The sequence below is a fragment of the Paraflavitalea speifideaquila genome, assembly GCF_032395985.1.
GTDB classification, from domain to species: Bacteria; Bacteroidota; Bacteroidia; order Chitinophagales; family Chitinophagaceae; genus Paraflavitalea; species Paraflavitalea speifideaquila.
The window spans coordinates 7,455,001-7,480,651 of the sequence record NZ_CP135920.1; the positions used below are offsets into that span (position 1 = coordinate 7,455,001).

At 47.0% G+C, this 25,651-nt stretch carries 25 protein-coding genes and 4 pseudogenes; 1 reads left to right on the forward strand and 28 read right to left on the reverse strand.

Annotation, left to right across the window (positions count from 1 at the left end):
- Nucleotides 1-22 precede the first annotated feature (22 nt).
- The 28 genes and pseudogenes from RS881_RS51070 to RS881_RS51210 all read right to left on the reverse strand — a co-directional run.
- A pseudogene (locus RS881_RS51070) lies at nt 23-459 on the reverse strand (alpha-L-arabinofuranosidase family protein); the annotation flags it as partial.
- A 155-nt stretch (nt 460-614) separates the two neighbouring features.
- A complete protein-coding gene (locus tag RS881_RS51075; RefSeq protein WP_315817849.1) occupies nt 615-1,238 on the reverse strand; it encodes a hypothetical protein in 624 nt (207 codons plus the stop codon).
- Nucleotides 1,239-1,305: 67 nt separating this feature from the next.
- Nucleotides 1,306-2,289, reverse strand: a complete 984-nt coding sequence (locus RS881_RS51080; protein ID WP_315817850.1) for a glycoside hydrolase family 127 protein — start codon at nt 2,287-2,289, stop codon at nt 1,306-1,308.
- Nucleotides 2,219-3,712, reverse strand: a complete 1,494-nt coding sequence (locus tag RS881_RS51085; RefSeq protein WP_315817851.1) for a glycoside hydrolase family 127 protein — start codon at nt 3,710-3,712, stop codon at nt 2,219-2,221. Before RS881_RS51085 ends, RS881_RS51080 begins: the two co-directional genes overlap by 71 nt.
- A gap of 118 nt (nt 3,713-3,830) precedes the next feature.
- Complete coding sequence (locus tag RS881_RS51090; protein ID WP_315817852.1) at nt 3,831-5,411, reverse strand: DUF6055 domain-containing protein; 1,581 nt, start codon at nt 5,409-5,411, stop codon at nt 3,831-3,833.
- Nucleotides 5,408-6,034: a DUF6055 domain-containing protein gene (locus tag RS881_RS51095; RefSeq protein ID WP_315817853.1), complete on the reverse strand. Its 627-nt coding sequence runs from the start codon at nt 6,032-6,034 to the stop codon at nt 5,408-5,410. Before RS881_RS51095 ends, RS881_RS51090 begins: the two co-directional genes overlap by 4 nt.
- Before the next feature lie 342 nt (nt 6,035-6,376).
- Entirely contained in the window at nt 6,377-6,625 is a 249-nt protein-coding gene (locus RS881_RS51100; RefSeq protein WP_315824888.1) for a helix-turn-helix transcriptional regulator, read from the reverse strand.
- Nucleotides 6,538-7,176 carry a hypothetical protein gene (locus tag RS881_RS51105; protein ID WP_315817854.1) on the reverse strand — a complete coding sequence of 213 codons (639 nt, stop codon included), beginning with the start codon at nt 7,174-7,176 and terminating at the stop codon, nt 6,538-6,540. Before RS881_RS51105 ends, RS881_RS51100 begins: the two co-directional genes overlap by 88 nt.
- A 260-nt stretch (nt 7,177-7,436) precedes the next feature.
- Nucleotides 7,437-7,670 carry a hypothetical protein gene (locus tag RS881_RS51110; RefSeq protein WP_315817855.1) on the reverse strand — a complete coding sequence of 78 codons (234 nt, stop codon included), beginning with the start codon at nt 7,668-7,670 and terminating at the stop codon, nt 7,437-7,439.
- Nucleotides 7,643-8,878 (reverse strand): polysaccharide lyase 6 family protein, encoded by a 1,236-nt coding sequence (locus RS881_RS51115; protein ID WP_315817856.1) that lies wholly within the window; start codon nt 8,876-8,878, stop codon nt 7,643-7,645. The genes RS881_RS51110 and RS881_RS51115 overlap by 28 nt, the downstream gene beginning before the upstream one ends.
- A gap of 112 nt (nt 8,879-8,990) precedes the next feature.
- Nucleotides 8,991-9,808: pseudogene (locus tag RS881_RS51120) on the reverse strand (SDR family NAD(P)-dependent oxidoreductase).
- Nucleotides 9,751-10,958, reverse strand: a pseudogene (locus tag RS881_RS51125) (MFS transporter). The pseudogenes RS881_RS51120 and RS881_RS51125 overlap by 58 nt, the downstream one beginning before the upstream one ends.
- Nucleotides 10,959-11,159: 201 nt before the next feature.
- Complete coding sequence (locus RS881_RS51135; protein WP_315817857.1) at nt 11,160-11,333, reverse strand: alpha/beta hydrolase; 174 nt, start codon at nt 11,331-11,333, stop codon at nt 11,160-11,162.
- A gap of 21 nt (nt 11,334-11,354) precedes the next feature.
- A pseudogene (locus tag RS881_RS51140) lies at nt 11,355-12,051 on the reverse strand (alpha/beta hydrolase); the annotation flags it as partial.
- A gap of 112 nt (nt 12,052-12,163) precedes the next feature.
- Nucleotides 12,164-12,502 (reverse strand): cupin domain-containing protein, encoded by a 339-nt coding sequence (locus tag RS881_RS51145; RefSeq protein ID WP_315817858.1) that lies wholly within the window; start codon nt 12,500-12,502, stop codon nt 12,164-12,166.
- A 6-nt stretch (nt 12,503-12,508) separates the two neighbouring features.
- Nucleotides 12,509-14,203: an alginate lyase family protein gene (locus RS881_RS51150; protein WP_315817859.1), complete on the reverse strand. Its 1,695-nt coding sequence runs from the start codon at nt 14,201-14,203 to the stop codon at nt 12,509-12,511.
- A complete protein-coding gene (locus tag RS881_RS51155) occupies nt 14,101-14,631 on the reverse strand; it encodes a hypothetical protein (protein ID WP_315817860.1) in 531 nt (176 codons plus the stop codon). The genes RS881_RS51150 and RS881_RS51155 overlap by 103 nt, the downstream gene beginning before the upstream one ends.
- Before the next feature lies 1 nt (nt 14,632).
- Entirely contained in the window at nt 14,633-15,340 is a 708-nt protein-coding gene (locus tag RS881_RS51160) for a hypothetical protein (RefSeq protein WP_315817861.1), read from the reverse strand.
- Between the two features lie 11 nt (nt 15,341-15,351).
- On the reverse strand, nt 15,352-16,923 hold the full coding sequence (locus tag RS881_RS51165) for a polysaccharide lyase 6 family protein (RefSeq protein WP_315817862.1): 1,572 nt from the start codon (nt 16,921-16,923) through the stop codon (nt 15,352-15,354).
- Nucleotides 16,924-17,125: 202 nt separating this feature from the next.
- Entirely contained in the window at nt 17,126-17,386 is a 261-nt protein-coding gene (locus RS881_RS51170) for a FadR/GntR family transcriptional regulator (protein ID WP_315817863.1), read from the reverse strand.
- On the reverse strand, nt 17,337-17,852 hold the full coding sequence (locus tag RS881_RS51175) for a FadR/GntR family transcriptional regulator (RefSeq protein WP_315817864.1): 516 nt from the start codon (nt 17,850-17,852) through the stop codon (nt 17,337-17,339). Before RS881_RS51175 ends, RS881_RS51170 begins: the two co-directional genes overlap by 50 nt.
- 11 nt (nt 17,853-17,863) lie before the next feature.
- A complete protein-coding gene (locus tag RS881_RS51180) occupies nt 17,864-19,105 on the reverse strand; it encodes a hypothetical protein (RefSeq protein ID WP_315817865.1) in 1,242 nt (413 codons plus the stop codon).
- Nucleotides 19,063-19,446 carry a hypothetical protein gene (locus tag RS881_RS51185; RefSeq protein ID WP_315817866.1) on the reverse strand — a complete coding sequence of 128 codons (384 nt, stop codon included), beginning with the start codon at nt 19,444-19,446 and terminating at the stop codon, nt 19,063-19,065. Before RS881_RS51185 ends, RS881_RS51180 begins: the two co-directional genes overlap by 43 nt.
- Before the next feature lie 106 nt (nt 19,447-19,552).
- Nucleotides 19,553-20,038, reverse strand: coding sequence for a RagB/SusD family nutrient uptake outer membrane protein (locus RS881_RS51190; protein WP_315817867.1), 486 nt, complete (start codon nt 20,036-20,038; stop codon nt 19,553-19,555).
- Nucleotides 20,038-21,123, reverse strand: coding sequence for a RagB/SusD family nutrient uptake outer membrane protein (locus RS881_RS51195; RefSeq protein ID WP_315817868.1), 1,086 nt, complete (start codon nt 21,121-21,123; stop codon nt 20,038-20,040). The genes RS881_RS51190 and RS881_RS51195 overlap by 1 nt, the downstream gene beginning before the upstream one ends.
- Before the next feature lie 24 nt (nt 21,124-21,147).
- On the reverse strand, nt 21,148-21,342 hold the full coding sequence (locus tag RS881_RS51200; protein WP_315817869.1) for a hypothetical protein: 195 nt from the start codon (nt 21,340-21,342) through the stop codon (nt 21,148-21,150).
- On the reverse strand, nt 21,339-23,462 hold the full coding sequence (locus tag RS881_RS51205; RefSeq protein WP_315817870.1) for a SusC/RagA family TonB-linked outer membrane protein: 2,124 nt from the start codon (nt 23,460-23,462) through the stop codon (nt 21,339-21,341). Before RS881_RS51205 ends, RS881_RS51200 begins: the two co-directional genes overlap by 4 nt.
- Complete coding sequence (locus RS881_RS51210; protein ID WP_315817871.1) at nt 23,428-24,360, reverse strand: TonB-dependent receptor plug domain-containing protein; 933 nt, start codon at nt 24,358-24,360, stop codon at nt 23,428-23,430. Before RS881_RS51210 ends, RS881_RS51205 begins: the two co-directional genes overlap by 35 nt.
- 800 nt (nt 24,361-25,160) lie before the next feature.
- Between RS881_RS51210 and RS881_RS51215 the strand changes: the two genes are divergently transcribed.
- Nucleotides 25,161-25,616 (forward strand): hypothetical protein, encoded by a 456-nt coding sequence (locus RS881_RS51215; protein WP_315817872.1) that lies wholly within the window; start codon nt 25,161-25,163, stop codon nt 25,614-25,616.
- Nucleotides 25,617-25,651: the final 35 nt, after the last annotated feature.

The following is a 25,651-nucleotide window of genomic DNA, read 5'->3' on the forward strand; positions in this document are numbered from 1 at the left end:
GTTTGGCATAGCGTGGTCCATGCTGCTCATTGCCTATTTCCACGTATTTAAGCGGGAACGGTTTGGGATGGCCACCGGCAGCCCGCACCTTGCCCCATTTGGAATTGACCGGACCGATAGCATATTCAATAGCATCCAGCACATCATCCACCACTGGCTGCAGGGAGTCCTCGGGAATAAAAGTGCCGCTGCGGTATTCACAGGATACGCCGGCATTGAACACATACAGTGCATCGGCGCCAAGGTCTTCGCAAAACTGAAGGTATTCATGATAACCAAACCAATCACTCGACCAGTAACCCCATACACTATAAGTGCCTGGCCTTTTTCTACTGGCCCCAATGTGCGTTTCCAGTTGGCGGCACTTTCTATATTGATGCCTTCTACAAAGCATCCACCGGGCCAGCGCACAAAAGCAGGTTTCAGATCGGCCAGGTATTGCGCCAGGTCCCGGCGCATGCCATTGGGGCGGCCTTTAAAAGTTTGCCGGGGAAAGAGGGATACAAAGTCAAGCCAAACTGTGCCAGTGCTTCCAAAATTGATAACAAATTTTGCTTTGAGGTCAGATCCTATTGGCTTCAGTGTACAGGTATATTTTTTCCAGTTGATTCCATTTATTCTAGCAAACACCTGCTTAGCCAGTACTTTTCCATCAGCCTCCTGCAGGGATACTGTAAGCGGTCCCGCATAACGTGCGTCAGTGCGGGCATAAAAAGACAGGTTGTATAATTCCCCTCGTTTACCCGGATACCCCAAAAACCTTCATTTACCAGGTTATTTTTCCTCTGGGCATCCAACTTCTGTATATTCACCTGCAGGGAATTGGGCGTAGCTGCATTCAAGGGTTTATCCTGTGTAAGTTGCAATTGCATAGCAGCCTGCTCACCTGTTTCCAGCAACCACGACGGCCATTGGCTGCTTAGCGTCCAGGGCATTTTCCAATCGCTTACCCGGGGCTGCATCATAAAATGGGGCGTACGAGTAGGGATCAGCCAGCCATTTTCCAATACCGTCCCCGGCGGTAACCTGCTTTCTTCAAAACCACGATTCTGGATCAGTTCACCATACAAACCGCCCTCGCCACCATGACTGATCTCTTCAAAGAATATTCCATGCAAAGTAGAAGCAATAGGCGCTCCGGTTTTTGCAGCATCAATAGTAATAGTAGCCTGGCGTTGACTATAAGCAGCAACAGATAGCAGCACGCCTGAAATAAAGAGGAATAGTTTTATGCGCATGGCGTGGCTTTTACCTATAGCAGTGGACGCCCTTTATTAAAAAGCGCCGCTGCTATAAGCATGAATATTAATTCACAATCCACTCATGAATGCCCGTAGCATGTTCGGCAGGTAACTGAATTTCCAATTTGAGTGCATTGGTGGTTATCGGTTCAAATTTTACCAGGTTGTATTTGTCTTTGGCAGTTTCATATGCGCCAATGGGCTGCACAGGAATCCATTCATTGCCTTTCTTATAATAGAGCTTCCAGGATGCCGGGATGCGGCAGCCGCCCCAGGGACCATCATCAAACCAATAGACCTGTGATTGAGAAATGGTATAGGTCTGGTCGAAATCATATTGTACCCACTCTAGCGTATTTTTCTTAGGCCACCAATGAAGATAAGGCGCATTGTGGTCTTGTGAATTTTCGGGCTCATACTGGTCACTCAATGCTTTGTACATACGTACATTGTTGATAGAGGCCGTAACAACGCTCTTAGAAGCAATGGTTGGCGCCGGTTTGGGTTTGGCGGCAGATGCTTCATAAGGTATCCATACCACCATTTCGCCCGGTCCACGATTGGCCCAGCTATAATAAGGAATAGCGGTTACCGTTTGTTCAGACCTGATTAATTCATCAGAATTCACTTGCCTTTTAGTGGAAGTACCTTTCATCTCCAAAACCGTAACACCATTCAACAAAGCGGGTTTATTAACAGCCTGTATGTAGACTGCACTATCCACTACAATATTTTGCACCGCACTGTCTTTATTGTCAGGCCCTTCCAGGCAATAGATCAATGGGCCCCGTTGTATGGCAAAGCGACTCCTATCGTCTTTCACTGATTCTTTAGCAAATACCTTTTGTACGTCCATGGGCAATTCAAAACTGATCACGTCTCCTTTCTTCCAAGTGCGGTTAATAACTGCATACCCTTTTACCATTTCGTATTTAACCGGCCTGCCATTTAGATTGATGGTAAGAGCAGTTTGTTTTTTACCGGCTGCATAATACAGGTCGCCAGGTACCAGTTCTTTTTTGGACCAACCCGGTACACGCACCTGCATGGAGAAAGCAGTTGTCTTTTTCAGGGCTCACCACGATGCTTACCTTTCCATTCCAGGGATACTCAGTTTGTTGTTCCAGTTTTATTTTACCGACAGGTAAGACGATATTGGCTATGCCACCGGCATATAGGTTTACATAGAGACTATTCTTATTCTGTGCATATATATAACCTGGCATAGAAGGCAGAAAACGGGTCATATTCGAGATACAACAAGCACAGCCGAACCAGGCGCTGCGGGAGTGCTGCCCCATCGAAGCCAGTGGATTAGGATAAAAGAACCGATCCCCACTTAAGGAAACACCCGACAACAGGCCATTGTACAGGATGCGCTCCAACACATCAATGTATTTGGCATCACCATGTAAGAGGAACATGCGATTATTCCAGTACACATTGGCAATAGCTGCACAGGTTTCGGCGTAAGCCGACATATTGGGCAATTGGAAAGGAGCCCCAAAAGCTTCTCCATTACCCGTAGCCCCAATGCCGCCAGTAATGTACAATTTCCTTTCTACTACATCATGCCAGATGGCATCAATGGCTTTGAGATAAGCCTCATTGCCAGTAAGCGCAGCTATATCAGCCATACCGGTATACATATAGGTAGCCCGTACAGCATGGCCCACGGCTTCGGACTGATCAACTACCTTTTTATTTGACTGGCTGTATTCCGTACCTTTCGGCCCACGGATATCGAGGAAGAACTTGGCCAGGTCAAGGTATTTTTTTTTCCCGGTTACCCGATACAATTTGGCCAGTCCTATCTCTACAACCTGATGACCTGGTGATTTTTCTTCTTTGCCATAACCAAAATCTTTTACCAGCAGGTCAGCATTTTTGGTAGCAATATTGAGCAGGTTCTTTTTACCCGTGGCCTGGAAATGGGCTACAGCAGCTTCAAACAGGTGACCGGAATTGTACAACTCATGACTAAGGTCTTCTTCTTTTTCCCAACGTTTGCTGCCTACCCAATCATGGTATTTGGCGGGCTTCATCGTACGGAAGGTATACAGGTAACCATCTGGCTCTTGTGCATCAGCAATGATTTGTATCAAGGAATCCATATAGGCTTCAAATTTGGGATTCTTTTGTACCTGCAAGCCATAGGAAGCGCCTTCAATCACTTTATAAATATCAGTATCGTCAAAAGTATACTCCGTGTATTTATCGGCCGGCATTCTACCAGCTGCCTTCAGGAAGTTATCAATGCGGCCGGTACGTTTGCACTGATCGAGCGTATAGGGAATAGTAACATCGGCATTCACCTGTATTTTAGGCGCCCAGAAATGATCCGTCAGGTGAACATGGGTGAAGTCAACTGGCTGAATGGGATAATCGGAGTGTTGGGCATTTATTGGCAAAGCAATGGCTAACACAGCCACCTGCATCATTGTTTTTTTGCCCATTCGTATTGTCATCATGTAGCAGGGAATTTATTAAGTGGCAATTTAACAATTAATAAATAATAAAGGCTGACGTTTTACGGGCAGCCCTTATTCCTGTCAATATAGGTTTATACCCAGGCATTTTTAGCCTGGCTTATTCTAATACCTGTAGCTTGTACGTAAGCACTTGCCCGGTGCCCGTAACCTTCACTACATAATTGCCGGCTTTTAATCGCAATGCCCTGGCATTCAGGATCAACCTTCTTTTGTTGATCACATTTTGCTTAAACAAGGTTCGCCCTAAAGCCAGGTCATATACCTCCACCCAAACTTCCTTATCTTGACCTACTCCCTCCAGCTCAATAGTAAATTCAGTAGCTGCCGGATTGGGAAATATCCTAAGAGCCAATTCACCAGATGATGGGGTCGTAGATAACACGCTCCTCGTTGTCACTGCTGGTTCAGGTAAAAATGACGCACTGCGCACTCCAGCTGTGCAGGTAACGGAACCACTAAAAGCCATTTGCGCATCCGTAAAAGGCGAATAAGTACTGTTCACATCCACATTGGATGTATGACTAGCCGTTTTAGCATCACAATTAGTACGGCCGTTATTTCCATGTGGTACTTGCAGGTAAACCCCATTGGTGCTACAGCTGGGTATTTCGGCATCGCCGCCCACTATTACTGCATTGCCAAAGGTAGCGCCCCACTCCATGGCATTGCCTTTAACCTGGGCAGTACCAGATACAGTACAATTACTCAATACGGCATTCTCCGAGATAACCGCACTACCCGAATAGATACCGTTCCATACGCTGGCATTGTCTCTAATGATCACATTATTTTGTACAATGGCATTTTCAACCCAGGCCATTCCTTCAATACGTGCATTACCCGATATATTAGCAGAACCTAATACAATGGCCGATGGCCCCACATAAGCAGTAGCCGCCACCGTAGCTGAATTGGCTACCCAACCGCCTCCGTTGGTATGTGTATGACCATTTGTTTTATAGGTCGAACGGAAGCCGGTCTGATGCCCTTCGGGTACTGCGTTAGCTATACGTAGCTCATAGGGATACCTTTTAATCTTTGGCCAGCCGGGCTCCCATACATAAGAAGTGTGCGTGGTGGGCGCACCAACTACAACAAAATACAATTCTGTTTCGCCGGAATTAAGCTGAAAACTAATTTGACTTTCATTGGCCGAACTTAAAGCACTATAGCGGGATATGGTACCACTACTATTCAAAGCTACAAAACCGTAACGCCAACCTGCTGTACCGTTCACTTCGGTATGGCCTTTGAATTTGACAGTCACATTGCGTGTACTACAGGTTGTATAGAGTGGAATGATATTGTATCCATAATCCTGTGGTGCAAAAGCATCTGGCACTATATAACGTCCAGTAGCTGCATTGAGCTGTTTCAGGATGGTGTGCCTACGCCAAACATAATGTGGCTCCTGGGTTTTGATACGATTGTATTCTGCCCGCATAATGGCGCCAAAATTATTGCTGCTATAATCATAAGCCACCTCACGACTGGCATAATAGTACATAAAATCATTGAGTTGGGCCTGGTTCCATCCCTTCAACCGTCGGTACGTGATCACCGGGTGTTCATTGGCCACTGACTCTTTCCACAACCTGTTCACCATATTTATGCCATCAGCATCCTGTATACGGTACAGCCATTTAAAAGTGCCATAATGATGGCGGGTAGAACTCAAGTGAAAATGCTGGGTGCCCCACCACCGGGGAAATCATCGCCCGCAAAACGGGGATACATCTGGGTTCGCATGTAATTGGCGTGGGCCTCCCAGAAAAAACCAGCAGGTTCCCAACCTACATATCCGCCGCCTACCATATTTTCCTGGATACTGATCATGCCCTGCAAAGCATGAGTCAGTTCATGGCTGGTAACTGCTCCATCACGGGTGGCATTGGGATGCACCCACATAGCCCCGATGGTATTGTTGTAAGTACCGCCAAATGCCCACCCCGACGGACCTCCACTACCCCAGGTTTCATTCATTACAATGATGATCTTATACATGCCCAGTTTTTTTGTGGGGGCATCGGAACAAAATTGTAATTGGGTAACAAACTTTACATAGAGCTTTTCCAGCGTATCGCATACTGCTTGTGGATTAAAGCGCAGGTTGGGATCAGAATAGGTAGCCGGATTGGTGCCCACTACATTACCCCAGAACACTACAAAATTGGCAGATTGGTAAGATTTGCTCCAGGACCAGGTATTTAATGGGCTGGAACTGAATTCAGTGGGAATATATACGGTTTTCTGTGCCGTTAAATATAAGGCAAACAGCAGACAGCATGCTGTCAAAAGCATTTTCTCATAAGGACAAGTTTTAAGGTTAATGATATGGAAACGGGCTATAACCGGTACAGGTTTTTAATTGTCAACAATACATTTAAAAATACTAACCTTATTCAGTAAGCGGTATACCAATTTTATCATCTTTTACTACCATATTGGCTAAAACGGCATATTGCTGATCGAGCCAGGGTTCAGAAAATACGGCACCCATTGACCTATAACACCAGCCTTACTATTTCAATGCTATATCTTGTGAAAGATCGTTGTATCGGGTTGACACAACAGTAAGGTTGATCGGGGGCTGGCTGCATCATTGCGTTGCGGGAAATGTCACTAACAAGCAAATGGGATAGGCTAACGCTTTTCGGGCAGGCTGCCTTTGATCTTCTGATAAGTGCGGGTAAAATGACTGGTGCTCATAAAATGCAATTCCGCTGCTATCTCTGCAATAGACATACGGGTATAGGCCAGGCGTGTATCAGCCAGTTTCACTTTGTAATTCAGGATATATTGTTTCAGCGAAACGCCGTACTGTTTTTTGAAATAAGTACTGAAATAGCCGGCTGGAATGTGAAACTCTTGTGCCAGGTGGTCGATACTGATTTTTCGGGATCGTAAATATGGTAGTTGATGTAATGCAATACATCATGGGTAATGGCCTGGGGATGGATGGCCTGCACATAATTGGACTCCAGTATATTCCTGGCTACCATATTAAGCAGTGCCAATAAGCATAGGGTGATATTGCTATCAGCATAAGACCTTCGATGACTGGCTTCAGCCACCAGCACATTGAACAAGGCAAATACAGATACTTTATCACTTTTTAGGTGAATGAGTGATTGCTTGTGTTGTTGTTCACTGTATAGAATAAACTCCAGCTTCCTGAACTGCTCACTAGAAAAAGGCAATACATTCCTGGTAGTGGCAGCTTCAAACAGTATTTGTTGGAACTTGATAAAGTGAATGCGTGAGTGTTCTTCCAGGCAGATCACATTTTTTTCACCAGGAATATGCATGAAAAGATCGCCTGTCTGAAAATGTATCTGTGCATCATCCAGCATCCTGTATCCACTGCCCGCTTCCACAAAAACCAATTCAAAATAGTTATTGGCCTGAAAGGAACAGTTCAATACCTCCGTATCATAGGTCACAATCTCAAGCGGCTGAAAGATATTTCTCGGCATAGTTCCTTGAATGTTGACAAATTACCGGCAAAGGCCGGGTATTAAATTTACAACCTTCCGCTCTTTTAGCCAATAAGGGGCGCTGAAAATGAGAAGGATATTCCTTCAATCAGGGAAATAAACGCTTGGGGTGTCAGAATTGTTTAATGGGACATATAGACCAGGTACTGGCTTGCCGAAAGCTGGCCTACGCAATCGTTTGATCAAAATAACACTTGCGCCCGCAGCTATTGGTATTTCCAGCCGGGGCCTGCCTGTTCTGCGCTTGTATAAGTGTATTTAGCTCCTTGTGTAGCAGTTTGTATAACAGGATCAACCCAATCGACGCCGGCTGTAATCATAGCGGGCGCTTTGCTTTTTATAGCAATAAGCACTTTCCCGGTATAGTTCCACATCATATCAGGGCTACGGCTTATATCCTTTTTATCGCTGGTTATAAATCCTTTCTCATTTGCGTCCAATGATCTGCCAAATATTTTGTTATCCTGCATTTGGAGATGGGCGGCAGCGGTGATGGATTCATATACCTGCCCCTTTTACCGGCATTATCCCAGATGATATTATTACTGATGGTTACAGTGTCGGGGCCTATTGTCATACCTGGTCTTTTAGAGAAAGCGCCCATGCGGATGGCTGGCATATCGCAATTCACGAATACGTTATCACTGATCACTGCGCGCCTTACCTGGAAATAACCATTGATGGGTGTATTCTCCAGTCCGTTGACAAGGGTTACTGGTGCACGAAAGGTTTGCCTGGGCGCTCCTTGCAGGTTATAAAAATAATTGTTGATAGCTGTATGCCCTTCTCCTATGAACCGGATGCCATAAGACAAGTTCTTGCCGGTGCCATCAAAGAAGTTCCCATCACAGAGGCAGTCATTGCCATGCCGAAGGGTCAATCCCCCATCACTCTCTACAAACGTATTGTGCAGGTAGGAATTATGACATGATTTATTGGAGATGATCTCGATCTCCCCATCACAGGCTTCAAAACGATTGAAGGCTACAATACAGTTTGCTTCAGTAAAGGAGGTTTTGCTGTCGCCAATACGGATGCTTTCGAGACCATTATCGGCATCGGGGCCATTAAATCGGTTGAGGAAGTGATTGTAACTGATCAGGTGCCTGGCGGGTATGCCCTGTTGCAGCCATACGGTGACTGTAGCACCCAGGTTGCGCTTGCTTTTCAGCAGGCACCTCGTCAGCACGTTGTGTTGTCCAAAGAGTGACACCCATTTGTTGTCAACGTTGAGGCTGTCATTGTTGTAATCATCGATCACGCAATCCTGCACGGTACTATACATGGCATCTTCCTTACCGGCGCGGAAACTGATCACGGAACGTTCTTTTAATGCTTTACCGCCGTTCTTCCAGGTGAAGCCTGCTACTACCATGTAGTTACCGGCAAAGGCCAGGGTGGAATTGCCTTCAAAGCTCACCTTGCCGGGTGTTTGCGCCATAAACCAGATGGGCTTTTCTTTGGTGCCGCGGGCATTGTTGAACTGGATAACGGCATTGTTGTATACACCGTCTTTCAAAAGTATTCTATCACCGGCTGCGGCTTTGTTTAATAAGGCAACAGCTTCTTCCGGAGTGGAAGCGAGGTGATCGGTGGCGAAAGCGGGCGCCAGGGTAAAGAGGCAGAGGATGGCGAGGATGTATTTCATAATAATACTTGTAGATAGCCGGAGGCTACAAAATAGCCGTCACTCGCCAGAGGCGAGCGACAGCCTGACCGTCATACCGCTCAAGCGGGACAACAGCATGCGTTCATATACATCAGGAGAAATAAGTCCCGCCGTTGATATCAATATTAGCGCCGGTAATGAAACTACTTTCATCACTGGCCAGGTAAGCCACGAGGTCGGCTACTTCAGCTGCTTTACCTTCTCGGCGCAGGGGTGTGCCATTGGCAACATTGGTGCGGATCTCGGGTTTAGTAAAGGTATCGTGGAAAGTAGTGGCGATCATACCCGGGTCTACTGCATTCACCCGTATGCCTTTAGGCCCCAGTTCCTTGGCAATGGATTTGGTGAAAGTAGCAACTGCTCCTTTGGCCGTAGCATAAGCGGAAGCACCGAAACCTCCACCATCACGACCAGCTTGTGAAGAAAAGTTGACAATAGCGCTACCGGCAGGCATCAGGGGTGATACATGTTTGGTGAGCAGGAAAGCAGAGCGCACATTGAGGCCCATCACAAAATCCCAGAAATCGGCGTCCATATCGGACAACTGTTTCCTGGCTACCATCCCACCGGCTACATTCACGAGGATATGTATGTCTTTACCAAAAGCTTTTGTGCTGCCTGAATAAGATTTAAAACATCGGCATCTTTACTTACATCACCTTTTACGGCAATGGCTTCACCGCCCTTAGCTTTGATCTCGGCCACTGTTTCTGCCGCCTGTTGTTCGCTGCTTAAATAATTGATCACTACTTTAGCTCCTTCCTGCGCCAGTTTGATCGAAGTGGCTTTACCAATGTCTCTTGCTCCACCTGTAACGATGGCTACTTTGCCTGCTAATTTCATATTTGCTGTTATTTGTTTGTATGTGATTGGTTGGGGTTTGCTGTGATGAAGGTGATGCATATCCATGTCAGCGGCACCATCAGGGCCCCCAGTATAAAAAATGAGGTATAACTTGTTTGCGTGATCACCGGTACGATCCAGGTGGTGATCAAGGTGCCCAATACGGCGGATGTGCCGCCCATGCCGGCTACGGTGCCTACATTCTTGCCGTGAAAATAATCGCCGGGCAGGGTCTGTATATTATTGATCAGGAACTGAAAACCAAATAAGGTAGCGCTGATCAATGCAATGGCCACATTCACTTGTTCTTTCAAATGATCGAGGTAAAAGGCGATCAGGGTTAAGGATACCAGCATAATGATGCTGCCAATGGTAATGGCCTGTTTACGTGCTTTGGGCGCTGCTATGCCTTTCTTAATTTGTGAAGAAGAAAAGAACCCGCCCATCAGTCCGCCAATAGCGGCAAACAAATAAGGCACCCAGGCAAAAGCCCCGATCTGCTTCATATCAAACTGGTACTGCTCCTTCAGGAAGGTGGGCAGCCAGGTCACGAACAGCCACCATACAGGGTCAATAAAGAAACGGGAACTAATGATGCCCCAGGTATTTTTGAATTGCAATAGTTGACGCCAGGTATACACCCTGGTGGCTGTGCTTCTTGCTGCTTCCACGGCTGTATTGCCCTGTTGAATATAGTCTTGCTCTTCCTTCGTGATCCAGGGATGTTTATCCGGTGTGTTCTTATTGATCAGCAGCCAGGGAATGATCCACAGAAAACCCAGCACGGCAATCACCACAAAAGTAGTTTTCCAGCCAAAGGCCAGGAACAGACCGGCAATCACGGGCGCAGCCACCACTGATCCCAGGGAAGCGCCTGCACCAAAAATACCTTGTGCAATGGCTCTTTCTTTGGGCGGAAACCATTCTGCATTGCTCTTGGTAGCACCCGGCCAGTTACCGGCTTCACTGATGCCCAGTAAAAACGAAAGATATTAAAGGATAAAATAGACTTTGCCAGGGCATGCAGGGCAATGGATATACTCCAGCCAATAATAGAGACGGCCATGCCCAGCCGGGCACCAATGGCATCCATCATTTTACCCGTCACGGTTTGCCCAATCGCATAGGCCACCATAAAGAAAGTCGTGATCAGGGCCAGGGCATTTTTGCTATCGCCATCAGCAATACCAAAGTCCTTATAGATATAGGGCCACATAAAATTGATGGCGCCCCTGTCTATATAATTGATAATGGTAGCCAGGCCGATCAGGGAAATAATATACCACCTCAATCCCTTCAGCTTGATCGCTCCTTTTCCGGTGCCGGCAGCATTACCCGTACGGCCACTGTTACCGGTCCCCGCCTGCGTGGTTTGAATATCGTTACTTGCTTTCAATACTTACTGTTTTGAGACAACTTATTGGTTGGGTATCTTCAGCTTTTTCAGAAAAGCCGCAATCGCTTTGTTCAATTCGGAATTCTTGTCTTTGGGAAATCCGCCATGTTTACCACCTTCCACAGTCATAAATTCGGTGATCACACCCGCTTCCTTTAGCTTCTTGTGCAGCTCTACAGATTGTTCATAAGGCACTGTAGGATCAGCATCACCATGGGCAATGAATACCGGGGATTGTCTTTACTCACATAGTTGATAGGAGATACCGACCGGGCAAAAGCGGCATCATTGGCCTTATCACCCAACCAGCGGGCGGCGGATTTGCTCGTAATGTTTTTGCCATAACCCCAGTCCAATACATCGGTGATACCATATTTGTCGATAATGGCGGCCACCTTAATATTCTCTACACCGGGGCAGTTGCCGTCAAAGCGGTGGTCATTGGCCAACAGGCCAGCCATCAGGGCCAGGTGCCCACCGGCACTACCACCCATCACCACGATCTTGTTGACATCAATGTTCAATGCTTTGGCATTTTTGATCAGGTAGATCAGGGCGCAACGCGCATCTTCCACAGCGGCAGGCGCTGTAGCCTGGGGTGTAAGCCTGTATTCAATATTGGCTACCGCAAATCCCATTTTAAAAAGGTATTGAACCCTGACTGGGATTCTTTAGTGCCGTGGTTCCAGCCACCTCCATGAATATTGATCACTACGGGTGTGGGCTTGCCATTGTTGGGTGGCAGGTAGAGGTCCAGCTTTTGTTCCCAGTTATTGCCACTGGTATACACCACATCTATCTGACGGGTGAACCCTGCGGGTGTTTCTACAGCTTTGGGAGCTGTGGAATCTGCTTGTTGGGCACTAGCTGTCATAGCGAAGGTGATACTCATCGCCAAAAGGATATGTTTCATATCAATACTTTTAATTGCTGGTTTTTATTATTGGCTGTTCTTTTCCTCTCCCAACTCTTCCCCTTTTCCCCTCCTTTCCTCCTCCTCTTTGTCTCTTTCCCCTCTTACCCTCTTAGCCCAGAAAATCTTCCCGCAATGGGCTGAAAGCGTCGATGAGCATACCCGGCTCCAGGCATACACAGCCATGCAATACATGCGGCGGTACATAATAACCATCGCCCTTGCGAATGATCTTCTTCTCTGCACCGATGGTCATTTCAAATGCACCACTGTCTACATAGGTGACCTGTGAATGGTGGTGCTCATGCAGGGTACCAATAGCGCCTTTCTCAAACTTCGCCTTTACCAGCATGATCTTATCATCATAACCAAATACCTGCCGTTGAATGCCATTGCCCAGGTCTTCCCATTGTACTTCCTGTTCAAACTGAAACTCGCTGCTTTGTGCCATAGTCTGTTAATTAATAGTGATAAAGGATGCTTTATCGTTATACTGTAAGGTGATTGTATAAGTTTTCTTTTTGTATATTATTTCCAACTGTGTGCTGCCGGGTTCATCTTTCAGCAACTTCAGACCTTTCACCTGTGGTGTAGCGCCTGTAGTTACTTCCGCTATCGGATTGTTTTTTCCATGGGGTTCGGTAACACTGATAAAAGTCTGGTTAGCCGCTGCAGGCTGTGAAAGCACAAAGGCTTTCTCATTCCTCAAATTGAACTCGGGATCACCAGCACCGCTGGTAATGAACTGTACCCGCAGTGACGTGTCGGCTATAAAAGTAGTGGTATAAAACTTTTTGTTATTCAACAGGGTGATCACACCATTGCCTTCTTTTACCCTACCTGTGGCATTGAGCCAAGCATGTTGGTAACCATATTTATCGCCCATGGCTTGAAGGGCTTGGGTATTGGCGGCTATCTCAAAGGGAGCGTTGGTAATATGCCCCTGGTACCAGAAAGGCAGATCGTATTGATGCTTTTGGGCGCTCTGTGCGTTGAATACATCGATCAAAAGGGAAGCGGGTGCGCCATCGGGTTTAAAGAGAATCACTGTACGCCGCATCTGCACACCCGGATAAGCATTATTTTCCTGTGCGCTTACCACCTGGTAATTGCTGCCTGTGCTGAAGTGGACGAGTTCCGGTGCATGTTCTTCTCCTTTCTTTTCATTGGCCTGGTATTGGCTTTGCCTGTCTACTACTAAGGTATTGTGCGCCAGGGTTTGCTTGCCCCAGGTATCATTTTCTTTGGTATAGTTGCCACCATTCTTGGTCTCTACATTCAGGAAGCGTACAGCGCCATAGTCAGGAAACACTTCTGTATTGTTGTCGTAGAACAACACATTCAACCGGTCGAAATGTCCATGGCCCATGCCCTGTGAAGCAGCTTTGAATACCACGCAGGACTGTTCGTCATTATCGCCACTGCGCAGGATACCGATACCGCCCTGCTTTTCATCAGCACCATCGCGTATCCACATGGGTTTATAAAGAAAGGGGTCTGCATTGCCTGCTGCTATTGCTTTGGCTACCTTTAATCCAGCATCCCCTACGATCACTTTCTCTTGCTGCTGTGCAATATCCAGCAGGTCATTGCCTGCCTGCATATCGCTGTAGGCAATGTCCACGGCATATACTATCTCCTCGGACTCATAGGTCTTATCTTTCATTGCGTCATTCAAAGGGAAAAACACTTTATTGGTATAGGTGCATTGCAAAGCGGTATTTACAGCTTTCTTCAGCAAGGCATTCCTGTATTCATAGATCTTCAATGCCGGCTGGTATTGCTGAATGGTCCTGGCAAAAAGCAGGAAGGGCAAAATAGCGTACCGCTGGTAATAGGGGCCTTCGGTATAATAGCCATCGGGTGAAAAGAGTTGATCCAGCTGCGCCAGGAAACCCGCCTTTCCATCCAGCGCAGAGCCTTTCAATGCTTTTTCTACCCAGTCTTTACGGCCACATACATAACCTGTCATACCTACGGCAGCTACTGACCAGGTGCCATGGTTATGTATCTTATTGAATATCTCTCCGTTTATTTCACTCAGTTCTTTTACGACCGGCTCAAAGAGCTCCGTCTCAATTGTTTTCCTGTTGGCTGCACCGAGGTAATCATACACACAGTCATAGGCCTGGATGGTGTACACCTGCCACACACAATCATTGAGGTTTTGCCAGAACATCTTACCCCCGGGGTTTGTTTCTTCTTAGGATGCCGGGGCCAGGTATTGTATACCGCTGCATATTGGAGCAGCATGTCCTTCACAAATTTGGCGTACCGCTCTTCTTTGGTGAGCTGGTACAACAGGCCGCAGGCCAGCATATCCTGGTAATTGCGTTTGTGGCGTTCATGGGTAGCGCCGCCACCGGCATCTTTGGGTACGGGTACTTCTATGGGTGTATTGATGGCCTTATCTGCATCTTTCTTTAAGGACTTAAAAGATTGCTGCAACAAGGGATAGGCGGTGACTCCCTGACGAACGGCTTCTACATTGGCTTGGGTAAGCATGATGGAAGGATGTTGCTGTGCTTTCGCTGCCATGCCGATCACTAAACCTGCACACAAAAAAACAATGGTCTTCATACTAATTCACTCCCAAAGGTTTTCCCTTGGCCGAAAGGAGGCTGGTGGACTTTACCAGCCTGAAATCGAACCGGGACGGATTATTAAATAGAGGGTTGCTACTAAAAATATGTTTCCCTGTAACGTTGTTATAGAATGAACTCAACCGGCCGCTCTGGTAAAAATCGCAATAATCTACCAGCAATTTGTCCCAACTCATTTCTTCAAACCAGATGACCCTGCCACCGGCGCCGCTATTATTAAATACTGAATTGGTAATGGCAGCTCTTTGCACACCCCATAATTTAAGAACGCAACCCTGGGCACGGTTTTCCACCCCACTGAACGTGCAATGGTCGATGATCACTTCCGGTCCGGTAGTGCTTTCATCATTGCCGCCGCGGTACACATTCACAGCCCCGCCAAGGGTATTGGCAAATACGGTATTACGGATAACCAGGCGCTCCACATTGTAGATGCCTTTGTCTTCTTTCTCTGCGCTGTAATCAATGGCGTTGCCGGCATTGTTCCTGAATACACAATCTTCGATGATCACCGAATCGGCATAGGTGCTTTTGGCGCTTTTAATGCAACTGTAGCTGCTTTCATTGAAGTTGAAGAATGAACAGCCTTTCACCTTGAGGAAATAGGATCCGTTCATGGGGCCGGTAGCAGTGCTAATGGCTGATTGTACATCGCCATAACTTTTATAGGCGCTATTGAACAGCACATTTTCAATTGTCAGACTACCACCTTTCTCAATGATAATAAAGGAAGGAAGGCTTTGCCGGATATATTGACCAGTTCGGGTTTGCCAGTCAGACCATCCTGTACCCTTATAGTAATCCGTTTATTAACAATGAGGGGTTGGTCTATTTCATATTGCCCGGCTTGTGTCAATTCAATTTCACTACCATTGGGCAAACCGGCCATTAAAGAAGGTAGTCGTTTTGAATCAGCGATGGAAACGGGAATCACTTCACTATCGAATACCGTTCTTGTATTGAGGTTGTACCAGGAGGGAGCAGTAGTGGTGGCATCCATCCAGCTCAGCAAGGAACGATCTACTCCGCTTGTATGTTTAGGAATAAAGTAAGTGCTATCCCCGTATTTCATGTCCTCTCTCCGTCGCACCGCTTCTGCAAATCCTGCTGGTGGCTTTACCTGCGTAGTTCCCATGTAAAAGTTATCGGCAAACCGGATACCCCCATCCTTATTGGCATCTTCATACAAGGATTTGCCATAAGGTATTATATAGTTATTGATAAAGCGAACATTTTGAGGAGCTGCTGTTCTTTCCGGATCTTTTCCGGCACCAAATATGATGCTCCTGCAATTGATGAAAGTATTGTGATCGATGGTGGCATCTTTTACCTGATGGTAGCGGCTGATGGAAGAATTGGGTACGCCATTCAATACACTGAAGCCGGAATGAAACCTTTCCCCTGCCAGGTCCATAAACAGGTTATTGGAAACAGTATGACCGGGATTGATGACGCGCACACCACCTGTGAAAGGCTTGTTATTTCCGATAAATATGTTGTTGGTAATCTTGTTCTGTGAGCCATGCCTCAAAACCAATCCGCCCTGGCATTCGTAAAACAGGTTGTTGTTGATCTCATTGTTGCCGCTTTTAATGGAGACGATCTCCACTTCACCACTGCACCGCTCGAAATAGTTGTGGTGGATCATGGTGCGGGAGGGTGTGAGTGAATACCTCGATACGCCTACCCGGATGGTCTCGCCACCATTGGAACCTAAAGGAGAATGCCCCTTAAAATAATTACTGTCGATGCTATGGTAGTTGTTCTGGCTTCTTTCGTCGTTGAGTTCTACGATGAGGGTAGTGCCGCTGTTCAGCTTATCGCCGATCACACAATGGTCAATGCGGTTGTGCTGTCCCCACAGGATGAGCCAATGATCTGTATTGAACCGGTCGAGCCGGCTGTAGTTCTCGATCACGCATTGGGTGAGGCGGCAGTGGTTGGCCAGTTGTTGTTCCTTGTTCCTGAACTCGACTACGGCGCGGTCAGTAGTATAACCATCGGTGAAATGGATGCCGCTCACTGTCACATAGTCACTGCCAAAGCGAATAAAGGAATTACCGGTGAACTGCATCTTGCCCGGTTCCTGCGCCGCAATGATTAAAGGTTTTTCCTTTGTTCCACTCGTCTCAATGATGAGGGGAACATCTTTCCATACGCCCGATTGCAATAGGATGCTGTCGCCCGGCTGTGCTTTTGACAGGGCAGTGTTCAACTCCTGTGGGTTGCTCACCAAGATGGTGGTGGCGCTTACTGTTTGAATGAACATGAACAGGAGAAAGACAGTCGATATGATGTAATTCTGTTTGATTATTAATTATTTTATTATTTATTATTGGGTTGCTGACTAGCAGCCTCACAAAAAGAGGTGACACTCTTCGGAGAGTGGTGTCCCCTTTCCTGGCTTCTAAAAACGAAGGGTGTAACCACTTCGCCTCCCATTGCCGATTCACGACTGCCGGTTGCCGTCTTTATATTTCAATCTTCCGTTCCCGGCTGATCTGCAGGATATCATTGAGGTGCGCAGCCATGGCAATACCTGCGGCATCGGGATCTTTATCGGCAATAGCGGTGAGAATTTCATGGTGCTCGGCCATGGCCTGTATACCCCGGTTATCGCCACAGATCTTCTTCTCGATGATATTGCGGATGATATCGGGCAGCAGCATCAGCAGCATGGATTCAAATACAGAGTTCTTGGCTGCATTGGCGATCTTCAGGTGCAGGAACATGTCTTCCTGTACGGCATTTTCCTTTATGTTTTGTTTTCAGGTCATAATCGGCCACCGCCGCTTCCAGTACAGCCAGGTCTTCATCCGTTCTGCGTTGGGCTGCCAGCCTGGCGGCATTGATCTCGAGGTAATAGCGGGCTTCGATCAGGGCCGCAAAGTCTTCTTTATTGAAAGTGATGATATCATTCAGTACGCCTTCGATCATCTTGATATTGTACCCGGAAACATAGGTACCGCTCTGGGGTGAGGTCTTGAGCATCCCATAAAATTCCAGCTTACGAATGGCATCGCGTACGTAGGTACGACCCACACCGAATTTTTCGGCCAGCACTCTTTCTGCCGGCAGGCGGTCGCCCGGCTTCAGATGTCCTTCGCTGATCAATTGTTTCAACTGGCGGATAATCTTATCCACCGGACTGTCTACCTCAATGGCTTTGATCGTTTCAATAATCGCTGTCTTTTCCATAGTCTTTATTTTTATTTCTCCTTCATCACATCCACGGTGATCGTGGAAGTGCCCTGGTTGGGCGATGCCACGATGTTGAGGTTTTGCACTTTTATCAAAATGTTTTTGGTGGCGCCGCCGCCAGCCGGTGTCATCTTAGCCCAGATCAGCGAAGCCGTTGTATAGGTTGTTTGATTGGGAGCGCTGGCGGAGGGTGCGGATACGCCTGTGAAAAAGGCATCACCAAGATCGGTAATTGTATTGTTATTATACTTATTATATAAACCTGTTTCTGCCACACTCGCAGCTAAAACCCGGAACAGGGTTTTCTTCAGGGTGCTGGCAGTAGGTGTTGCCGGTGTCCAGGCATTACCATTGCACTTAAAAGTAGTAATGGTGGAAGCTGATATATTGGCTGGGTTGTTGAATGCCAGGTTGCCCGCACTGTTGGTAAAGATGGCAAAGTCCACTTTGGCATGGTTGGAAGGGTCGTTTACTACTTCACAGGCGCTCAGAAAAGGCGTAGCCGGTTCGCCCAGGAAGAAACAACTGGGAGAATTGACGGTGGCGGTTCCCTGCGACATGAGGGTGATATTATTCCAGCGGTAATAGGGCAGAATTTTTACAGGCACTGATCCGGCATTGCTGCTATTGGTACCGTCTTTCGCCACCAACTTGCATTCCTTTACATCATCGGCAAAAGGAAAACCTGTCAGGCTGAACGTATAATTGTATTCATTGGCGGTGTTGCTCACCAGTACCGGTGTCACCAGTCCCTGTAGGGTTTCCCCACCCGCTGTAACGACCCAGGCTTCCACAGTCGACAAGGCGGCATAAGATTTAAGGGTGCCGTTGATGGCGGGTGTTCCATCCGGCAGGGCTGCACGCAGGGTATCTGCCTCAAAACTGATGACGGGCTTGAAGGGGATGTTCACAAACTGAATGACCTTTTCTGCTTTCAAACCGTATATATCTACTGCTGTTACTTTCAATTGTCCTGCTCCTGGGGTATAGGTATAATTGTAATTAATGGTCACATCCTTGCTGCCATTGGCACTGATACTGTCTACCGATGCAAAATTGCCGGTGCTATTGTCATAAAAATAGATCTTGCTGATGCCGGTTTCGGAACTTGCTTTACCGGTAATGGCCGTAGCACCTGTTAAAGACGGCGTTATGGTTTCCGGTATATCCTTCAGCACGGGCGCCGCCGGATTGAAATAGGTGATCTTCACCAGCTTTTCCAGTGAAGTGATGTTGTCCTGTACCGCCAACAGCTTAATACTTTTACTCCCACCAGGTCAATATTGGGCCATACATCGGCTTTAATGGAAAAAGCATATTCCTTTTCACCAGCAGGAAAATCCAGCTGAATAAGGGAATCGGCTTTACCGGTACGTTGTATGTAATAATAGAGTGTCTTCACATTAATGTTGGTCGTTAATTTACCACCAACCGTTTTCTCCGGCTGAAAACCTTTGAGGGCTACATTCCAGGTATAGTCGATAGCCTCCAGGTTGCCGGTAGGTTCGGTAAACTTATCCTTCTTACAGGAGGCGATGATCACCAGCAACAGCCCTGTCAGAAAAATAAATGGTTTGATCTGTATTTTCATATCGCAAACATTCAGTCGTTAAGGGAATAAGGTTAAAGAAAGCCACGAGGTACCAGCTGCGAGCAAGAAACAAAGCTCCAGCGCCCTCGGCAAGCTTGTGGCATAATTAATAACCTTGGTTTTGTGTGATCACAATTTGGTTATTGCTATCCAATTCCCGCTGGGGAATGGGCAATAGGGTACGGATCTTGATATTGTTCTTCAGTTCATCCAGGGGTATGGCTGGTTTGAACTTCTTATAGTGTGTATCGTATTCATAGGTATAATAAGTGTTCATCACATTCTCAAAATGACCAGTGCGGTAGATATCAAACAAACGGTGGTTCTCAAAAGCCAGTTCAACCCTTCTTTCATCCAGCAAGCGGCCCAGGAAATTGGCATCGGTAGTAGCTTCTGCTCCCGCATCGGGGTAGAGGTAAAAAGCTGCGGTGAAATTGCCTGTGCCAGGATACACTACAGCCCCTGCCCTGCTGCGGATGCGGTTGATGATGTCAATCGACGCCTGGCTAAAGCCCAGGGCTTCTGCCTTCATCAGCAATACATCGGCAAACCGGATCACGGGGAAATCATTTTCCGCATCGTTCTTGATCATTACGGGGAAGTGAATTTCTTCATATAAGGGTTGCCATTGTATTTGCCAATGGTGACATCCCGGCGTTTGTCGGCTCCGCCGGTAGCAGGTACAATGTATTTGGACTCCATTTGAGCGGTGGGATAATTCAGGCCCGATCCGTTGCCATTTACGATGGCACTGCCACTGTTGAGTGCCGCAAAGCTATTGGCCATATAATTGCCCAGTCCCAATCCCCCGGCTTTATAACGCACCGCGAAGACGATCTCCTTATTCATTTCGTTGTTGATGGAAAATACATCGGCATAAGCAGTCAACAGATCGTGGCCACTGGCGGCGATCACATCTTCCAGTAAAACCAATGCATCTGTTTTGCGATTGGTGGTCAGGTATACTTTGGCCAGGAGTGATTCTGCGGCCCAAATGGTAGCGCGGCCCAGGTCTTCCTGCGCCTGGGCGTTATAGTTTTTACGGGGCAGGTAGTTCTTAGCAGCTTCCAGATCGGCGACAATCAATTTGTAACAATCGTCTACAGAAGACCGGTTAATCTGTTTCAGTTCGGCGGGTGTTTTGGGGTCGGTAAGTAAGAACACACCTCCAAACAAGCGCACCAGGTTGAAATAATGATAAGCGCGGATAAACAAAGCTTCCCCGGCCAGTTGCTTGCGGCGGTCTTCTTCCATTTGCGCGGTACCCGCTCCCAGGGTGATCTGGCCATTGCTGTAGGATACGCCCAGGCTTCTCAGTACATAGTTGGCGCTACGGATATTCTTATAGGTATAGAACCAGTAATTGTATACCTGGCTATGACCTGAGTTTTGAAGGTAAGTATTCAGGTCGTTCAGTTCTATATTGGCAACAGCTGTACTACCTGTTTGTCCCTGTTTGGTAACATCAGAACGCAGCTCCGTCATCATCCATTCTGTTTCCAGCGGTTTTTGCAGACCGCTGTAGCAGCCGGTCAAAGCCACTTTCACCTCATCATAGTTTTTATAATAATTTTCAACGTCCACATTCGACTCCGGCTTGAGGTCGATGATCTTGTTGCAGGAAGCCATCAGGCCGGCCAGCAACAAGGTGAATATGATATAGGAGCAAGTTTTCATTGTATGCAGTTTATAGGCCATTCGTTAGAAATTAATGTCAATACCCACTGTCACTGTCCTTCCAATGGGGAAGGCGCCCCGCTGGTAGCCATCGATCAATGGAGATGCATATTGATTGGAAGTGGTTCGTGCTTCGGGATTGATACCCCGGTAAGAAGACGACATGATATACAGCAGGTTTTCTCCGGAAGCATATACGCGCAGTCCATTCAGCTTCATTCTTTTGAAATAGCCGCCGGTAAGGAGTAACCCAATATCACGCTGCGCAGGGCCACGTAGGAACCATCTTCTATCACGTAATCCGTCAGCATCCAATCGGAACCATTGGTCCCGTACGGGGTTTTACCATCGCCGGGATTGGCTGCACTCACCCACCTGTCGGCCGTATTGTAGTTCTTATTGTACCACCTTGATTCGTTGTAGTTGGCATCGCCATTAATTAGGTCCAATCCCTGTACGCCCTGGATGGTAATGCTCACGTCGAAATTCTTGTACTTAATATTGTTGGTCATACCCCAGGTAAAATCAGGGAAGGGGCGACCAAGTACGGTACGGTCTTTTTCATCGATGCGTTTATTGCCATCCACATCCACAAACTTCAATCCGCCTGCCACAAAGTATTTGGAGAGGGAACTGCTATAACCTGCTGCCTGCGCATCGGCTATCTCCTGATCAGACTTCCAAACGCCATCGGCTTTATACCCAAAGAACTGTACGGAAGGAGCACTAACGATGGCTGCATAGATCTCATTGCGCTCACCATAATTGTATTGGAAGGGTTCGCCTCCCATATCCAACAATTTGTTTTTGTTGGTGGCGAAATTGAACATGGTTACCCATTCCAGGTTCTTCCTGCGCAGGTTGTTGGAAGTCAATTCCAGTTCAAAACCCTGGTTGCGCACTTTGCCAATATTGTTCCAAAACTGGTTGGAACCAGAGAATGACATGGTATTCTGTTTGAACAGCAACCTGTCGGTAGTACCATTATAATATTCCAGGCTCATGGTGAGGCGGTCTTTGAAGAAACCGAGGTCGATGCCTGCATTGTACTGGAAAGTACGTTCCCAGGTGAGCACGTTGGGCAATACATCATTGTTGGCTGCGAGGCCATTGTTGAGAGTACCGGTACCACCACCCAGTGGATAGTTGGCCATGTTCAACAACTCCAGGTAAGAGAAGGGTTCTATTTTATTGTTACCTGTAGCGCCATAACTGGTACGCAGTTTCAGGTTGCTGAGCCAGTTAACATCTTCCATAAATGGTTCGCTGCTGACGCGCCAGCCTGCAGACACGGCAGGGAACCAACCATATTTTTGCCGGGGTGGAAAATAACCGCTGCCATCTGTACGGAGACTGGCAGACAACAAGTATTTACCCTGGTAATCATAATTCACGCGGCCCAGGTAAGAGAGCAGGCCAATGGGGGTTTTAGTAGTATAAGTGCCGGCTAACTCAATGGATGAAGCCTGGTTCAATGTTTGGATATTATCGCTGGGCAGGTTCACACCGGTGATCTGGCTTTCATTGATGGTTGTTTTCTGTGCGGTATACCCCAATACGCCCGACAGAGTATGATCACCAAAGGAAGTATTGTAGTTCAGCGTATTTTCCCAAAGCAGGTCAATGAATTTGCGGGAGTAGTTGACGCCCCTGTTCACATCGCCATCGGCTTTGGCATTTCGTTTGGAAAAAGAGTTGGTCTCTGTATAATTGAAATATGCGCTGGCGGATGATTTCAGGATGAGCCCTTTCATTAATTCAATGCTCAGGTCAAAACCACCCAACACACGATAGTTATCGCTAAAGCGGCTCTGCCTGTCGGCAATGGATTTGGGGGTATTGTTGCTGGAAGAGAAAGGGATCAGTTTACCACCGGTAGCGGTAGGATCTAAAGCACTGTTGTAATAGCTGCCATCGGGCATATAACCCTGGTATACCAGGTTGGAGAAGTGACCAGCCTGTGCCCAATCACCCGGCCTTATACCTGCCCATTGCGGATTTTGGTTTACAAAAGCCGCGGTGGCGGTGGTATGATAGACGGGCAAGCCGGAATAGAAACGGTAATAATCAGTATAGTTCACGGCAGGCAGTTCACTGCGGGTGTAGGAGGGATTTAAGTTGAGGCTGAACTTCACTTTGGTACCAAGATTTCCATCCAGCTTGGTTTTAAAGTTCATGCGATTAAATTCATTGTGGGTCATGATCCCCTTGTCGGACTGGTAATTGCCGGAAATATAATAGCGCACATCTTTGCCGCCGGATACGCCCAGCTGCATATTGTAGATGGCTGCATCCTGCAATCCTTCATCCTGCCAGTCGGTGCCATCGCCATTGCGCAATACGCTTTCTACCAGGTAGCGGGCTTTTTCCTGTGGGGTGATGAGGTTTTGTTTGTCGGCGGTAACGGTGGGATCTTTGCCCGCATGGCTGCTTCGTCGTACATTTTTCGGTGTATTCCGATGTGCTCATGATGGGGTGCAGTTTGTACGCACTCTTTACGCCGTAATAGGATTTCACGGTGTACTTCGGTTTATTGGTCTTGCCGCTCTTGGTGGTGATGATGATGACGCCATTGGCGCCGCGGGAACCATAGATGGCTGCGGAAGCAGCATCTTTCAATACCTCCACCGATTCCACATCATAGGGATTTACCATCGCCAGGCCATCCGGCACGGGGTGGCCATCAACCACTACCAGGGGATCGGCATTGGCGCTGATGGAGCTAAGGCCCCGCACGCGTACCCGGGGTGTGGTACCCACTTCGGAACTAAGGTTTTGTACGGTAACGCCGGCCATTTTGCCAATAAGGGCTTTGTCGAGACTGGAGGTAGGAATTTCATCCAGGTTGTCGTTTTTCAGTTTGGCAATGGAACCGGTAAGATGTGATTTCTTTTGCGCACCATAACCGATCACCACCACATCATCGAGTGTAGCCGCCACGGTGCTAAGTTGAACAGTCAGGAAATCCTTTCCGTCCAGCTCTACCAGGTGGTTTTTGTAGCCAATGGCGGAGATCATGAGTTTACCGGAGCTGCGGCTGTTGAGTTTAAGGGAAAAGTTACCGGCACTATCGGTAGTAACACCTGAACCGGTCTTACCACCCACCACGCTGATGGAAACATCAGCTAGGGGCAGGCCTGTTTTGGCATTAGTGACCTTTCCCTTGACGGTATTCTGGGCCCATGCACTGAGGTTAAAAAGGAGAAACAAGAGCAAAAGGGGTTGGAGCTTTCCCATATAGTAAGCGATTTATCGTTATTAAACCAAATTGGTTAACCAAATATTGGTTAACCAAATATTGGTTGACCAAATATTGGATTTATCCGCTGCACTTCCAAATTAAAATTTGGTGAAAAGGGAGGCTGGCTCTCCTGGAAGGGCTTTGTGAAAGGGGTTAATGGCTGGCTGAGTAGCTGTTAGTTTGTAGAATATCCCAGAGATATTCCAGATATATACCGCAGATGTTTCACAGATATACCGCCTTAAATAGATGCGGAATATCTATGGTTTAATTATTCATTATTTATGCAATTAATATATGATATACTATAATATGCCCAGGTTCTGCTCTGGGTGAGATCAGGGTGTGGGTGCTATGTGCTACTGAATCTCAACTAATTAAGCATGCATTTGTGGTCACCACCTTTTGGGAAACGGTAAAAAATAACCAGGCCTGGCACATGGTCCGGGGCTTTTTTTCGTATATCAGGATATGCCACGAAATGATGTCTATACAAGCCTTTTTTTGGCCCAAACTCAGGCCAGTGGCTGCTTTCGAAACGCCTAAAAACAGGTTTCCGCGTCCAGCCTGCAGTTGAGGCCAATTCTCTTACTATTGGCTTACTATTACCTTATTACTTGCCTAGGATTGGCTTGTCTCAGGACAACCTTACCCGGCAGACATCTGTGAAGGATCTGGCAGAGGGCCTCCAGAGGCCTGGGCAATCAGCGTTTCCGAGCCTGAGCGGAAGTTTTACAGGATGTTTTTATGGTGTATATTGTTGACAAGCAGCCCCTAAACCTAAACACCCCGAAGTATGAGCTTATACACCATTGATGCCAGGAAGTACAAGATCCTGTTTTTCCAAATCCTGCTCAGCAACATAGTTGCAACCGTGGGTACTTATATCCTGCTTAAGAGCAATATCTATATACTTGCAGGATTTGACCCAGGCAAAAAGCTGACATTACCCATTTTATTTGGCATGGTCCTGCTAACCATTCTTCTTGCCCAACACCAACGGAAGCAATTAAGAAAAATTGACGAAATAGAAGTCTTTGAAGAAAAAGTAATAGCCTACGAAAAGATACATAGATTAAGGGTATTGTTGTCTATGTTTGCCTGTTTTGTATCCTGCTTTCTGGCGATATTGACAGGCCGCATGACTTTCTTTTATTATGCCATTTTCGACATTGTGGCATCGCTGCCCTCTTATCCCAATCTATTCCTGTTTAAGCGTGAGTTAAAGAATGATGATATCCTATTTTATTGATCTCTTTCCGGCAACCACGCATAAACGCTTCCTGA

What these genes read in the sequence shown, in the direction of transcription:
- RS881_RS51155 (WP_315817860.1), bottom strand. Translation starts at nt 14,631, where the DNA reads ATGAAGACCATTGTTTTTTTGTGTGCAGGTTTAGTGATCGGCATGGCA.
- RS881_RS51170 (WP_315817863.1), bottom strand. Translation starts at nt 17,386, where the DNA reads ATGTTCCTGCACCTGAAGATCGCCAATGCAGCCAAGAACTCTGTATTT.
- RS881_RS51095 (WP_315817853.1), bottom strand. Translation starts at nt 6,034, where the DNA reads ATGCTTTTGACAGCATGCTGTCTGCTGTTTGCCTTATATTTAACGGCA.
- RS881_RS51165 (WP_315817862.1), bottom strand. Translation starts at nt 16,923, where the DNA reads ATGTTCATTCAAACAGTAAGCGCCACCACCATCTTGGTGAGCAACCCA.
- RS881_RS51200 (WP_315817869.1), bottom strand. Translation starts at nt 21,342, where the DNA reads ATGAAGCTGAATGGACTGCGCGTATATGCTTCCGGAGAAAACCTGCTG.
- RS881_RS51210 (WP_315817871.1), bottom strand. Translation starts at nt 24,360, where the DNA reads ATGGGAAAGCTCCAACCCCTTTTGCTCTTGTTTCTCCTTTTTAACCTC.
- RS881_RS51145 (WP_315817858.1), bottom strand. Translation starts at nt 12,502, where the DNA reads ATGGCACAAAGCAGCGAGTTTCAGTTTGAACAGGAAGTACAATGGGAA.
- RS881_RS51115 (WP_315817856.1), bottom strand. Translation starts at nt 8,878, where the DNA reads ATGAAATACATCCTCGCCATCCTCTGCCTCTTTACCCTGGCGCCCGCT.
- RS881_RS51195 (WP_315817868.1), bottom strand. Translation starts at nt 21,123, where the DNA reads ATGAAAACTTGCTCCTATATCATATTCACCTTGTTGCTGGCCGGCCTG.
- RS881_RS51185 (WP_315817866.1), bottom strand. Translation starts at nt 19,446, where the DNA reads ATGAAAATACAGATCAAACCATTTATTTTTCTGACAGGGCTGTTGCTG.
- RS881_RS51215 (WP_315817872.1), top strand. Translation starts at nt 25,161, where the DNA reads ATGAGCTTATACACCATTGATGCCAGGAAGTACAAGATCCTGTTTTTC.
- RS881_RS51085 (WP_315817851.1), bottom strand. Translation starts at nt 3,712, where the DNA reads ATGATGACAATACGAATGGGCAAAAAAACAATGATGCAGGTGGCTGTG.
- RS881_RS51175 (WP_315817864.1), bottom strand. Translation starts at nt 17,852, where the DNA reads ATGGAAAAGACAGCGATTATTGAAACGATCAAAGCCATTGAGGTAGAC.
- RS881_RS51075 (WP_315817849.1), bottom strand. Translation starts at nt 1,238, where the DNA reads ATGCGCATAAAACTATTCCTCTTTATTTCAGGCGTGCTGCTATCTGTT.
- RS881_RS51080 (WP_315817850.1), bottom strand. Translation starts at nt 2,289, where the DNA reads ATGCAGGTGCGTGTACCGGGTTGGTCCAAAAAAGAACTGGTACCTGGC.
- RS881_RS51190 (WP_315817867.1), bottom strand. Translation starts at nt 20,038, where the DNA reads ATGATCAAGAACGATGCGGAAAATGATTTCCCCGTGATCCGGTTTGCC.